This is a genomic window from Mesorhizobium sp. M1027, assembly GCF_040318745.1.
Taxonomy (GTDB): Bacteria; Pseudomonadota; Alphaproteobacteria; order Rhizobiales; family Rhizobiaceae; genus Mesorhizobium.
In genome coordinates this window covers 793,899-806,376 of record NZ_JAMYMW010000001.1, presented here as the reverse complement: position 1 = coordinate 806,376, position 12,478 = coordinate 793,899, and the positions used below count along the sequence as shown (strand labels likewise).

General features: G+C 61.0%; 11 protein-coding genes and 1 tRNA gene. 8 read left to right on the top strand and 4 right to left on the bottom strand.

Features of this window, described 5'->3' with window-relative positions:
• Nucleotides 1–65: 65 nt before the first annotated feature.
• Nucleotides 66–389, top strand: a complete 324-nt coding sequence (gene hspQ, locus NKH50_RS03875) for a heat shock protein HspQ (protein WP_023675043.1) — start codon at nucleotides 66–68, stop codon at nucleotides 387–389.
• A gap of 121 nt (nucleotides 390–510) precedes the next feature.
• Here the strand turns inward: hspQ and NKH50_RS03870 are convergent, their stop codons facing one another.
• On the bottom strand, nucleotides 511–1,140 hold the full coding sequence (locus NKH50_RS03870) for an invasion associated locus B family protein (RefSeq protein ID WP_352478856.1): 630 nt from the start codon (nucleotides 1,138–1,140) through the stop codon (nucleotides 511–513).
• Between the two features lie 231 nt (nucleotides 1,141–1,371).
• Between NKH50_RS03870 and NKH50_RS03865 the strand changes: the two genes are divergently transcribed.
• From NKH50_RS03865 to mgtE, 4 genes are all read left to right on the top strand, one after another.
• On the top strand, nucleotides 1,372–3,192 hold the full coding sequence (locus NKH50_RS03865; RefSeq protein WP_352876769.1) for an extracellular solute-binding protein: 1,821 nt from the start codon (nucleotides 1,372–1,374) through the stop codon (nucleotides 3,190–3,192).
• A gap of 23 nt (nucleotides 3,193–3,215) precedes the next feature.
• Nucleotides 3,216–3,893 (top strand): DsbA family oxidoreductase, encoded by a 678-nt coding sequence (locus tag NKH50_RS03860; protein ID WP_352703936.1) that lies wholly within the window; start codon nucleotides 3,216–3,218, stop codon nucleotides 3,891–3,893.
• 709 nt (nucleotides 3,894–4,602) lie between these two features.
• Nucleotides 4,603–6,492 (top strand): ABC transporter ATP-binding protein/permease, encoded by a 1,890-nt coding sequence (locus NKH50_RS03855; protein ID WP_352703934.1) that lies wholly within the window; start codon nucleotides 4,603–4,605, stop codon nucleotides 6,490–6,492.
• Between the two features lie 271 nt (nucleotides 6,493–6,763).
• Entirely contained in the window at nucleotides 6,764–8,128 is a 1,365-nt protein-coding gene (gene mgtE, locus NKH50_RS03850) for a magnesium transporter (protein WP_352703931.1), read from the top strand.
• Nucleotides 8,129–8,185: 57 nt separating this feature from the next.
• Here mgtE and gor read toward each other — a convergent pair whose 3' ends face one another.
• The 3 genes from gor to rpiA all read right to left on the bottom strand — a co-directional run bounded on the left by gor (nucleotide 8,186) and on the right by rpiA (nucleotide 10,989).
• Nucleotides 8,186–9,574 (bottom strand): glutathione-disulfide reductase, encoded by a 1,389-nt coding sequence (gor, locus tag NKH50_RS03845; protein ID WP_352703929.1) that lies wholly within the window; start codon nucleotides 9,572–9,574, stop codon nucleotides 8,186–8,188.
• 118 nt (nucleotides 9,575–9,692) lie between these two features.
• Entirely contained in the window at nucleotides 9,693–10,271 is a 579-nt protein-coding gene (locus tag NKH50_RS03840) for a DUF2059 domain-containing protein (RefSeq protein WP_352703927.1), read from the bottom strand.
• Entirely contained in the window at nucleotides 10,258–10,989 is a 732-nt protein-coding gene (gene rpiA / locus NKH50_RS03835) for a ribose-5-phosphate isomerase RpiA (protein ID WP_352703925.1), read from the bottom strand. The genes NKH50_RS03840 and rpiA overlap by 14 nt, the downstream gene beginning before the upstream one ends.
• A 145-nt stretch (nucleotides 10,990–11,134) precedes the next feature.
• Between rpiA and NKH50_RS03830 the strand changes: the two genes are divergently transcribed.
• From NKH50_RS03830 to NKH50_RS03820, 3 genes are all read left to right on the top strand, one after another.
• The gene (locus tag NKH50_RS03830) at nucleotides 11,135–11,818 is read left to right on the top strand and encodes a phosphoglycolate phosphatase (RefSeq protein WP_352876764.1); all 684 of its coding nucleotides are present in this window, start codon (nucleotides 11,135–11,137) and stop codon (nucleotides 11,816–11,818) included.
• Nucleotides 11,819–11,920: 102 nt separating this feature from the next.
• A tRNA-Val gene (locus NKH50_RS03825) sits at nucleotides 11,921–11,995 on the top strand.
• 218 nt (nucleotides 11,996–12,213) lie between these two features.
• Nucleotides 12,214–12,465: a PepSY domain-containing protein gene (locus tag NKH50_RS03820; RefSeq protein WP_352478864.1), complete on the top strand. Its 252-nt coding sequence runs from the start codon at nucleotides 12,214–12,216 to the stop codon at nucleotides 12,463–12,465.
• Nucleotides 12,466–12,478 lie beyond the last annotated feature (13 nt).

The following is a 12,478-nucleotide window of genomic DNA, read 5'->3' as shown; positions in this document are numbered from 1 at the left end:
TCCTGGAGCGTTTCGTTGCGTGTTCCAGGATGCGTGGCGTTCAAGAAGTTCAAGTGGTGAGTGCGATGAAGACAGCCAAATTCTCGATCGGACAGGTGGTTCGCCACCGGCTGTTTCCGTTCCGCGGCGTCATTTTCGACGTCGATCCGCAATTCGCCAATACCGACGAATGGTACGAGGCGATCCCCGCTGACGTGCGGCCGCGCAAGGACCAGCCCTTCTATCATCTGCTCGCCGAGAATTCGGAGACGGAATACATCGCCTATGTGTCCGAGCAGAATTTACTCGAGGACCGGTCGGGCGAACCGGTTCGGCATCCGCAGATTGGTGAAATGTTCGACAAGAAGCCGGACGGGCGCTACGAGCCGAAGCACCAATTGAGACATTGACTTAGTCGGGATCTGGCTGGGCTCGGACAGGCTTGAGACAAGTCTTGACCCGATAATCAGCCGATTCAATAAAAAAGCGGGGCATGAACCCCGCTTTTTGTTTTGTTCGAAAACCCGTCGATCAGTTGGCGGCCTTCGCCTTTTCCTGCTCTTCCTTGAGCTTCTTGGCAAAATCCTGATTGTTCTTGGCGACGAACTCCTGGAGCTTCTTCTGTCGGTCCTCGATGTCCGACTGCTGCAGCGGCGGGCCGTCGAAGGCGCCGCTGAAGCCGGTCAGCGCGATCTTGATCGGGTTCGGCTGGTTCTGGAAATTGACCGAGGTCAGCGTCAGGTTCGAACCTTTCTTGAAGGACGCGACGAGCTGATCGGTCAGCGGCACTTCCGCCACGCAGCGATCCGGGAAACAGATCACGTACTCGAGCTTCTGCGCCTTGCCGGCGTCGATCTGGAGGCCGATGCCGGGAGGAACCAGACGGCCAGTCGGAACCGTCACCTGGAACACCTTGCGGTTCACCTTGCCCTTCAATTCGATCAGGCTGACGCCGGTGATGAGCTGACCATTGCCGGCGGTGGTGATGTTCTGGACGTTGCAAATGTCGACATCTTCCTGCTTGGTGCAGGCCTTGAACCAGCCTTGCGGAATCTGCTGTTGCTGCTGGGCGACAGCAGCGGGAATGCCGGCGCCCAGAATGCCGACCACGCCAGCGGCCATGACCGACAGGCGGTACGCGTTGCTGTTCAGGCTCGTCATGTCGTGCATTCCTCTCAAATGATCCCGGGACCGGCTTTTTTCATGCCGTGTGGTCCAGCTACCTGTTGCCGAAATGAGGCAACAGAATGACTTCGGACGGCGTGTTACACTGCAAGCGACGCCGAATCCAGCCCGGGCCGCGCGAATCTTGGCCGAGGGACTGGGTCGAGGGATTGGCCGGTGCACGACCGGCTCATGTATGCTGCGCATCGAATCGGGAAGGAGACGGTCATGGGCCGCGTTGTCGTTTGGCTGATCGCCACAATCTTGTTTGTCGGCCTTTCCCTGCAGCCGGCCCTGTCGGAACCGAAGCACGCGCTTGCCATGCAGGGCGAGCCGGCGCTGCCGGCCGACTATGATCATTTCAACTACGTCAATCCCGACGCGCCGAAAGGCGGCAGCATTACCTATTGTGTCGTCGGCAGCTTCGACAATCTCAATCCGTTCATCCTGAGAAGTCTGCGCACCACCGCGCGCGGCATGATGGATCAAGCTTTTGGCAATCTTGTCTTCGAGCCGTTGATGCAGCGCAACTACGACGAGGCCTTCAGTCTCTACGGCCTGCTCGCCGATACCGCCGACATGGATCCCGAGCGCAAGAGCATCGAATTCCACCTCGATCCCAGGGCCAAATGGTCGGACGGCGAGCCGGTGACGCCGGAAGACGTGTTGTTCACCTATGATGTCTTCACCGAGAAGGGTCGGCCACCTTACAGCCAGCGAATGAAAGCGATCGCCAAGCTCGAAAAGACCGGCGACCGCAGTGTGCGCTTCACCTTCAACGAAAAGGCGGACCGCGAATTTCCCCTAATCATTGCGCTGACGCCGATCATCCCGAAACACGCGTTCAACAAGGACACTTTCGACAGGACGACGCTGAAGCCGGTGATCGGCAGCGGGCCTTACATGGTGGCGCAAGTCGCGCCCGGCCAGCGCATCGTGTTCAAGCGCAATCCGCACTATTGGGGCAAGGACGTGCCGTCCAAGCGCGGCTTCGACAATTACGACCAGATCACCATCGAGTATTTCCTCAACGCCAACGCCAAGCAGGAAGCGTTCAAGAAAGGCATCTGCGCCATCGACGACGACAGCGACCCAGTCAAACGCGAGCGCGATCTCGACTTTCCGGCCTTCCACAGGGGCGAGGTCATCGCCGAAACTTTCGATACCGGCATTCCGCCGGTGGTCAACGGTTTCCTGTTCAACACGCGGCTGCCGAAATTTTCCAATCCGGTCGTGCGGCGCGCGCTCGGCATGCTCTACGATTTCGAATGGGCCAACAAGAATCTGTTCGGCGGCAAATACACGCGCACGATGAGCTTTTGGCAGAATTCCGAGCTGTCCGCGCTCGGCCACCCGGCCAGCGAAAAGGAAAAGGCCCTGCTGGCCCCCTACCCCGGCCGCGTGCCCGCAGATGTCATGGACGGCACCTACAGGCCGCCCGTTACCGATGGCTCCGGCCAGGACCGCAAGGTGCTGAAGGCGGCATTCGAGCTGCTGAAGAGCGCGGGCTATACGGTGCAGGACGGCGCGATGCTCGATCGCCAGCGAAAGCCGTTCGGTTTCGAGATCCTGACCGCCTCGCAGGACGAAGAGCGACTTGCCGCTATCTATCAGCGCACGCTTGAGAAGCTCGGCATCGACGTCGGCATCCGCAGCCTCGACGGCGATCAGATCCAGTCGCGCAAGCAGCGTTTCGATTTCGAGGTGCTGGTCGGCTCGACCGGTTTCAACAACTCACTGTCGCCCGGTATCGAGCAAGCCGGGCGCTGGGGATCCGCCGCCGCCAAGGCCGAAGGCTCGTTCAACCTAGCGGGTGTCGCCGACCCCGCAGTGGACGCGGCGATCGATGCGATGTTGAGAGCTCGCTCGAAGGGGGACTATGTCGCTGCTGTCCGGGTCCTCGACCGGCTGCTGATCTCAGGCAATTACATGGTGCCGACCCAGCACAACAACCGGCAATGGCTTGCTTATTGGAACTATCTGGAACATCCGCAAAAGACGCCCATATACGGTTATCAGTTGCCGACCTGGTGGCGCAAACCGAAGTGACCTCTTCAGAACAGGAGATCAAGATGAACGACGAGAACTCGATTACCGTCGATGTGGTCTCCGATGTCGTGTGCCCCTGGTGCTTTATCGGCCAGAAACGGCTCGACAAGGCGATTGCCGCAGTCGACATCGACGTTCACATACGTTGGCGGCCCTTCCAGCTCGACCCGACGATTCCGCCCGAAGGCAAGAACCGCCGCGACTACATGGTGGCGAAATTCGGCAGCGAGCAACGCATCCGCGAGATCCATGCCAGGATCGAGCCGTTGGGCGAGGCTGAGGGGATTTCCTTTGCCTTCGACGCCATCAAGGTCGCGCCCAATACGCTGGATGCGCACCGGCTCATTCGCTGGGCCGGGACGGCCGGCGAGGCTGTTCAGAACCGGCTGGTGCGCCGGCTGTTCCAGCTGAATTTCGAAGAAGGCGCCAATCTCGGCGATCATGCCGTGCTGATCGAAGCCGCCCGCGAGGCGGGCATGGATGCCTCCGTCGTCGAAACGCTTCTGTCGACGGACGCGGATGTCGAGGCGGTGCGCACCGAAATCGCCACCGCTTCGCGCATGGGCATATCGGGCGTGCCGTGCTTTCTGCTTGAAGGCAAATATGCGGTGATGGGCGCCCAGGACGCCGATACGCTTGCCGATGCGCTGCGCCAGGTGGCTGCGGCCAAGGCACGCGGCGAACTGGAGGCGGCGAACTGAGCCGGACTATTTTCGACTACTTCACCGTCACCTTGGCCTTGCCGACGAAAAAGCCATGGCCATGCTTGCCGGGGCAGGTCAATCCCTTGGTGGAGGACTGGCAGGAAAACGGCCCCTTGCTCCAGCTGTCGCCGTAGGCCTTGCTCGCCCGGGTTCGTGATCTGTGTCGGAATAGATGTCGGTCCGCATCCTGGACGTAGGGGCAACGTCGTTGCTTGGCTGATTACGGGCTCTCCCGACAAGGCGGCTTCACCCACGAATCATACAGGTCGCGTTCTGGCCGCCAACGAGGTCGGACCTAGCCGTAAGGGCGCGCTGAAGATCGGTTCAGGCTGTGAAGATCGACCGCTGGACGGCGCTTCTACGTTCACAAAGCTGTGTGAGGGCCTTCCCCAAGGGAAGGTCCCTATTTTCTCCGGCGCAGGCAAGTAACATATTGAAATTGCATTGATATCAAGCGCCTAGAATTCCGACGGCACAGCCCCGAGATCATCCACTCTGTTGCTCCACTGCAACGGCCGGCGAGTTAAGCCACCCGCGGCTGGTGAAAAGCTAATGGAAAATGATCAATTGGTGTTACTGTCCGTAATAAAAGAAAAATCGTTTGGGCGGGATAGTGATTCGGGTCGATAGACCAACGCGACATTCAATATCGGAAAAATGGCTCCGCGGTGCCGCAAGGCAGTCGCCCCTTACGGCCGTATCGTCGATGCGCAGCTTCTGGGGCCTGATGCGGGCCTACTGGTTTTCGGACAAGTGGGTGGAAGCCTGGACCTTGACGCTGGTGATCGCCCTGCTCACCGCGCTCTCCAGCAAGTCAGGCGTGTGGTTTGCCGTAGCATCCGGAGAGCTGGTCAACTCGATCGCCTTTTTCCATGATGCCGCGAACACCACCCCGCTTCAGACACTGCTGGCCAATGCCGGGATACTTGTCCTCCTGGTCTTGCTCAAGGATGCGGGTTTTACCGGTATCCGCAGCCTGGTGTCCGCAACGTTGCATCGCAAGTGGCGCGGCTGGCTGGACAGCCAGTTCAACGAAGCCCTGCTTGATTCCAATCACACCCATTTCCACGCTCAGCATGGCTCGTCAGGTGCCGCCGCTCCCGACAATATCGACCAGCGCATCCAGGAATCGATCAAGGATATGACGGGCGGCGCCATCGGCCTCGCGATGGGGGTTTTGGCCGTTGCTACTTCATTGTATTTCGTCGGCCAGCAACTGCTTGCACACTCGGCGGAGGTCAAAGGGCTGGAGTTCCTCGGCAGCTATGGCAGCGCCGTCCTCGCCTTTCTGGCAGTCGCCACCTACGTGCCGTTGAACACCTGGATCGCCGTCAAGCTGGGCAGGCTGCTGGAACGGCTCAATGTCAGGATGCAGCAGGCCGAAGGCAGCTATCGCGGCGAGCTGATCACCTTTCTGCGCCGCAGTTTTCATGTCGCCGCATCGCAAGGCGAGAACGTGCAGAAGGCAGTGCACAGCCAGCGCTATGTCGACATCGACCGCACCTGGGCGCGGCTGAACATCGTCAACACAGGCTACAATTCGTTCGAGCTGATCTACAATTTCATCGGTGCCCGCATTGTCGCCTACGGGCCAGGCTTGGTTCCCTTCATCCATAACGGGTTCGATCTCAAGGGCTACATAACCGGCTCCGAGATGGTCAACTCGCTGATCAGTCAATGCTCGTGGTTCATCCATGTGATGCCTGCCATCGCCGCGCTGCGGGCCAACAGCCAGCGCGTCACCGAACTCGCAAACGCGATCGAAAACGTTCAGCACCCGCAGGAATTTTATCAGCAGACCGGCCGCTCCGATTTTCGCTACGACCGCCAAAACCCTGTTTTCGGCCTGACCATCCAGAAACTAGAGCTAGCGCATCAGGGCAAGGACGCAACGCCCTTCCTGAGTGCCGCGAACTTGCGCTTCCGGCGTGGCGAATGGACTTTCCTGAAGGGCGAATCCGGTTGCGGCAAGACCTCGCTGATCAAGGCGATCAACGGCCTTTGGCCCTATGGCCGCGGCACCATCGTCTTCCCGGAAGGGGTCAGGAGTTTCTACGCCGCCCAGGAGGTGAAGCTGCAGCAGGTTTCGCTGAAGCAATTGGTCTGCCTGCCGGGTTCCGAGCATGATTATCCCGACGTACAGGTCGCATCCGCCCTGCACAAGGCCGGCCTCGGCGATTTCATCGAGCATTTGGCCGATGAGAGCCGTGAAGGAAAGATCTGGGATCAGGTTCTCTCGGGTGGGCAGAAACAGAAGCTGGTTGTCGCCCGTATCGTGCTGCAGCAGCCGGGATTGCTGTTCCTCGATGAAGCCACTGGCGCTCTCGACCCCGATGGACGGATCGCCTTCCACCAGGCGATCAAGGACAATTGCCCTGATGCAACTGTGATCTCGATCATGCATGAGGCGACGCCGCCGAGATCGCTCGCGGGCACCGAATTCTACCACAGCGTCGTTGCGATCGCCGACGGCGTCGCCACCAAGAAGCCACTGGTTCCGAGCTTGCCGGTCGAGCTCACCACCATCCTTACGCAGCCGACGCGGCCGGCCGAGGACAAGTGGCTGCGCTTTCCCCGCCGGCTTAAGCAGAGATAGCTGCGGCACCATTGCCAGCATCCAGCCTGCCTGCCACGTAGCCCGATCACAGTCTCGCGATCCGGTCGGTCTGCCGCCGTTTTAACCCGCTCTCGCGATTGACTCGGCAAGGCACGCTCCTATGTTGCGCCGGCTTGCAGAATCTCAATCCGAACCCGCGAGCAGAAAGGTCACCGTGCCATGCCTGGCGACAGTCACAGTCGAACGCAACCGCCGTCCGCTTGACGTGACCTGACAGGCTCACGTCCTGCCGGACGGCAAGGAGTGAGCCATGAACGAGTTTTCCCCCGTTGCGGGCGGCGACGCCGTCGCCATCGCCCGCGTACTTGCCAACGAACACGTCGCCGACATGGTCGAGGCGCTGAACCAGGAGCCCCGCGAGACGGCATCGGAGCTGCTTTGCGAAGTGCCGTTCGAGCGGCTGGTCGATATCTTCGACCAGCCTGAACTCGACGGCGCATCCGAACTGGTCGAGGCGCTGCCCCGCATCAAGGCAGGCAGACTGCTTGCCGCCATGTCGGTCGACCGCGCCGCCGACATACTGCGCGATCTGAACGAACCGGCTCGTTCCGAGCTGCTCGGCGGCCTGGCGCCACCGCTGCGCGCGACGCTGCTTGCTATTCTCGGCTACCCCGAGGGCAGCGCCGCCTCGCTCATGACGACTGAATATGTGGGCGTGCCGCCGGACTGGAGCGTTGCCCGCACGCTGGATTATGTTCGCAGGGTGGAGCGGACGCGCGAAACCGTCTACGCGATCTACATCGTCGATCCGCAAACGCAGGTCCTGTTGCGCTCGACCAGCCTGCGTCGACTGATCGCTGGCGAACCCGACGAGCTGATCATGGCAATAGCGCCGGATCGTGCGCCTATCACTGTTTCACCGCTGACCGATAGTGAAAAGGTTGCTCAGTTGATCTCCAAATATGATCTGCTCGCCGTCCCGGTCGTGGACAACGGCAAGCTCCTCGGCATCGTCACCATCGACGACATTATCGATACGATGATCTCGGAAACGACCGAGGACGTGCATCGTTTCGGCGGCATGGAGGCTCTCGACGAGCCCTATATGAAGATGGGTTTTCTGGCGATGATCCAGAAGCGCGCCGGGTGGCTGTGTGCGCTGTTTATCAGCGAGATGCTGACCGCCAACGCGATGCAGAGCTACGAGGGCGAACTGGAAAAGGCGATCGTGCTGACCCTGTTCATTCCATTGATCATGAGCTCCGGCGGCAATTCCGGCTCGCAGGCGACCTCGCTCGTCATCAGAGCCCTGGCGCTGCGCGAGATCGGCCTTGGCGACTGGTGGCGGGTGGCCCTGCGCGAGCTGCCCACCGGCCTGGTGCTTGGCTCGATCCTTGGCGTAGTCGGCGTCTGCCGCATCGCGCTCTGGCAATATTTCGGCTTCTACGACTACGGCCCGCACTGGCCGCTGATCGCAATGACGATCGGCGCCACGCTGGTTGGCATCGTCACCTTCGGCTCGCTGTCTGGATCGATGTTGCCGTTCGCCCTGAAGCGCATCGGCTTCGACCCGGCCAGCGCATCGGCCCCGTTCGTCGCCACGCTGGTCGACGTCACCGGGCTGGTGATCTATTTTTCGGTTGCGCTGGTGATCCTGCGCGGAACGTTGCTGTAAGAAAACTCACGCACTTCCATCGCGGCAATCTTGTTGCCGCGATGGGTCGTCGTCGCGTCAGACGCGTTCACCATCTCTCACCCGGTAAGTCGGCTTGTACATAGTGACGAGTTCTTCCGCCGCGGTCGGATGCACCGCCATGGTGCGATCGAAATCATCTTTGGTCAGGCCGGCCTTCAGCGGTATGCCGAGAAGCTGCGCCATTTCGCCGGCGTCCGACCCGAGGATATGGGCGCCGAGGACCTTTTTCGAGGCGCCGTCGACGACCAGCTTCATCAGCATCTTTTCATCGCGGCCGGAAAGCGTGTGCCGCATCGGCCGGAAGGTGGCGCGGTAGATTTCAAGATCCAAAAAGCGTTTTGCCGCTTCATCCTCCGACAGGCCGACCGTGCCGATCTCGGGCTGCGAAAAGACTGCGGTGGCGATCGTGTCATGGTCGGGCGCCGTCGGCTTGTCCTTGAAGGCGGTCTCGACGAAGCACATCGCCTCGTGGATCGCCACCGGCGTCAATTGCACGCGGTGGGTAACGTCACCGATCGCCCAGATGTTGTCGATGTTCGTGCGGGAGTATTCGTCGACCTGGATTGCCCCGGTTTTGGTCATCTCGATGCCGACGCCTTCCAGGCCCATGTTCTCGGTGTTGGGGATGCGGCCGATGGCGAGCATGACCTGATCGACCGTCAACACGGTGCCGCCGGTGACAAGCGCGTCGAGCCGGCCATCAGGGCGCTTCCTGACCCACTCGGACACGGCGTGGCAGAGGATTTTTATCCCCTTCTTTTCCATCGTCTCGTGCAGCATGCGTCTGAGGTCCATGTCGAAGCGGCTGAGTATCTCCTTGCCGCGATAGACCAGAGTCGTGTCGACGCCCAGCCCATTAAAGATATTGGCGAATTCGACGGCGATATAGCCGCCGCCCTCGATCATGATTGCCTTCGGCAGCTCCTTGAGGTCGAAGGCTTCGTTGGAAAAGATGCAGTGCTCATGGCCGGGCAATGCCGGATGCGGCGCCGGGCGCCCGCCGGTAGCGATCAGGATCTGGTCGGCGGTAACGGTGCGATCCTCACCGAGAAGATGCACCAAATGCGGATCGACCAGGGTGGCGCGCGAATGAAAGACCTCACCGCCGGCGCCCTGCACGTTCTTCTTGTAGACGGCCTCCAGCCGGCTGATTTCGCGGTCCTTGTTGGCGACCAGCTTCTGCCAGTCGAAATGCGCCTCAGGCACCGTCCAGCCAAAACCGGCAGCGTCGGCGAAATGCTCGGGGAATTGCGAGGCGTAGACATAAAGCTTCTTCGGCACGCAGCCGCGGATCACGCAGGTGCCGCCGTAGCGGAATTCCTCGGCAATGCCGACACGCTTGCCGAGTAAAGCCGCGACGCGCGCCGCCCTCACCCCGCCGGAGCCGCCGCCGATGACGAAAAGATCGTAGTCGTAACCGGCCATGGCTGAACTCCTTGCCCCTCAAACACCGAGACAGGTAGGCTGCCGACTATCAAAAGAAAAGCCCGGACTTGCCGGGCTTTCTGGTCCAGTGGCGGTCAGGCCGCTCGGAAGTCCGCAATCAATTCGGTGTAGCGTCCGCGGGAGCTGCGCCATCGGCCGGAGCGGTACCGTCGGCGGGTGCAGCCGGCGCCTTGGCATTCGCCGCTGCACCCAGGGTCTCGCCGACCTGCTGGGCGAGATCGCGAGCCAGGCCGTTCTGCCAGATGTCGGCAGCCTTCACCAGTTCGCGCGTCACGATCGGGCCGTTGTCGAGCAGCTTCTTGCCGGACTCGGAATTGTAGAAGGCGGCGATTTCATTGAGTTCCTTTTCCGAGAACACCTTTGCGTAGGCAAGCGCTGCTTCCTTTTCCAGGTCGGCGCGGCGCGATGCCAAGGCCATCGCCTTCTCGTTGATCGTCTTGGCGATCAGTTCCTGCATGTCCGGGTTCTTCTGGATAAGCTGCTGCTCGAGCGCTGCGGCCGCTTGCGGCAGGATGTTGTCGAACGCATCCGTCGCATGGATCGCCGCGACCGCGGCACGCGCCGCCTTCAGATGCGCATCAGTGACGTCCTGCGAAAACGCCGGCGACGAAAACGCAAAAACGGCCGAGGCCGCCAGAATGGCAAAAAAGCGGCCAACCCGGTTATGCAACATCATGATCGGTAAAACTCCTTGGTTTTCGGGCGGCATGGACGGTTTGGATGCCGTCGCCGCCGGCTATGATGGCCGTTGTCGCCAGCCCGATGAAAAGACCATGCTCGACCACGCCGGGAATGGCGTGGAGAGCATTCGAAAGCGCTCTTGTATCCGGAATGCGGCCAAAAGATGCATCGAGGATAAAATGGCCGCCGTCTGTAACAAATGGCTGGCTCCCCGTCATCCTCAATGTAACAGGGCCGGAAAGGCCCAGGTTTGCAGCCGCCGCGCCAACCGCAATTTCGGTGGCGCGCAGGCCAAACCGGTTGACTTCGATGGGCAGCGGAAAGCGGCCGATCATCTCGACCATCTTGGAGCTGTCGGCGACGACGATCATGCGGGCGGAGGCCGCCGCGACAATCTTTTCGCGCAGCAGCGCGCCGCCGCCGCCCTTGACCAATGTCAGCGCCGGATCGATCTCGTCGGCGCCGTCGATGGTGAGGTCGAGCTCCGGTGTTTCCTCGAGGGTCGACAGCGGCACACCAAGCTCGGTGCAAAGGACGGCGGTGCGCTCCGAGGTCGGCACGCCGATGACAGTCAGGCCGGTGGCGACCTTGTCGGCGAGCAGCCGCACGAACTCATCCGCTGTCGTGCCGGTGCCGATGCCGAGCCGCATGCCATCCGTGACATGGGCAAGCGCTGCCCGCGCGGCCTCAACCTTCAATTGCCTCGCATCCATTGCCGGGCCCCACGATTTGTTTCGGCGCTCGTAGCATTTTTGCCGAGCTGGTCAAAGGACCTTGCCCGCGGTGGATAAGCCGGCTTGCCTGAACGGGCCGCAGCGGTTATCGCCTGCCGGCAATCGAATCGTCACAGGACAGGCCATGACCCGACCGACCATCGTGTTCGACCTCGACGGGACGCTGATCGACACGGCGCCGGACCTGCTCGACAGTCTCAACCACAGCCTTGCCGCCAGCCAGCTCGCGGCCGTCGACGAAGCCGGCTTCAAGCGTTTCGTCGGCCATGGCGGCCGCGTGATGATCGAGCGCGCCCATGCAGCGCAGCACAGGTCGCTGGCCGTGGAGGAGCACGATCGGCTGCTAAAGCTGTTTCTGGACCATTACACCGTTAACATTCCCGGCAAATCGCGCCCCTACCCGGGCGTTCCCGAGGCGATCGCACGGTTCGAGGCAGCCGGTTACCTGCTGGCCATCTGTACCAATAAATACGAGGCCAATTCGGTGGCACTCATCGAGGCGCTCGGAATGACCACGCATTTCGCGGCGATCTGCGGTCAGGACAGTTTTCCGTTCCGCAAGCCCGACCCGCGCCATCTCACGCAGACTATCGCGCGCGCCGGTGGCGACCCGCACCGTGCACTGATGGTCGGTGATTCGCAGACCGACATCGACACGGCGAAAGCCGCCGGGATTCCGGTAGTGGCAGTCGATTTCGGCTACACCGATCGTCATGTGCGGGAGTTCGAACCATCGGCGGTGATCTCGCATTTCGATTCGCTGACGCTCGATCTGGTACAAGGGCTGATGGCCGCGGCAGAAGGCTGAAGCCGGTCATAGTCCAGACGGCCAGATGACGGCCGACAAGTGGTTGACTTCGCAGGCCGGCCTCCCTTATATCGCGGCGCGCTTGGCCTTCGGGCAACGAGCGGGCGATTAGCTCAGCGGGAGAGCACACCCTTCACACGGGTGGGGTCGCAGGTTCAATCCCTGCATCGCCCACCATCTTTTCGGCACTTAGCCATCACCGACGGGGAAGGCTGCCGTGATCGAGAACCAGCGCATGATCGCATTGGTTTTCCGTGCGCTTTTCCGCAAGCTATAAGACTGACTGGCACACTTACGCTCGGCACAATTGCCGGTCTGGACGATCCGCAAGCCCGAGTCCGGGAACAAACCCGTATGTAGATGAGTTTCTGCTCATCGAAATGTGAGGGAAAGCCATGTCCAGACTTGTTTTGGCGGCCGCCGTGCTGCTTGTCGGCGGATCGGCCTTTGCCGCGAACGAAAATCCGGTGCCGCCGCAGAATGCCAAGAAGCTGTCGGAAATCATCGCCAAGGTCGAGCAGCGCGACGACTTCCGCTACATCAAGGAAATCGATTGGGACAGCGGCGCCTACACCGTCATTTATTACACGAACGACAAGGCCAAAGTCGAAATCACCTATGATCCGGTGACAGCCGCGCCGAAATGAAGCTGGGCGCCAA

Coding starts and splice junctions, on each gene's coding strand:
- NKH50_RS03830 (WP_352876764.1), top strand. CDS start 11,135: ATGACCCGACCGACCATCGTGTTCGACCTCGACGGGACGCTGATCGAC.
- NKH50_RS03820 (WP_352478864.1), top strand. CDS start 12,214: ATGTCCAGACTTGTTTTGGCGGCCGCCGTGCTGCTTGTCGGCGGATCG.
- NKH50_RS03870 (WP_352478856.1), bottom strand. CDS start 1,140: ATGACGAGCCTGAACAGCAACGCGTACCGCCTGTCGGTCATGGCCGCT.
- NKH50_RS03855 (WP_352703934.1), top strand. CDS start 4,603: ATGCGCAGCTTCTGGGGCCTGATGCGGGCCTACTGGTTTTCGGACAAG.
- NKH50_RS03860 (WP_352703936.1), top strand. CDS start 3,216: ATGAACGACGAGAACTCGATTACCGTCGATGTGGTCTCCGATGTCGTG.
- gor (WP_352703929.1), bottom strand. CDS start 9,574: ATGGCCGGTTACGACTACGATCTTTTCGTCATCGGCGGCGGCTCCGGC.
- rpiA (WP_352703925.1), bottom strand. CDS start 10,989: ATGGATGCGAGGCAATTGAAGGTTGAGGCCGCGCGGGCAGCGCTTGCC.
- NKH50_RS03840 (WP_352703927.1), bottom strand. CDS start 10,271: ATGATGTTGCATAACCGGGTTGGCCGCTTTTTTGCCATTCTGGCGGCC.
- hspQ (WP_023675043.1), top strand. CDS start 66: ATGAAGACAGCCAAATTCTCGATCGGACAGGTGGTTCGCCACCGGCTG.
- NKH50_RS03865 (WP_352876769.1), top strand. CDS start 1,372: ATGGGCCGCGTTGTCGTTTGGCTGATCGCCACAATCTTGTTTGTCGGC.
- mgtE (WP_352703931.1), top strand. CDS start 6,764: ATGAACGAGTTTTCCCCCGTTGCGGGCGGCGACGCCGTCGCCATCGCC.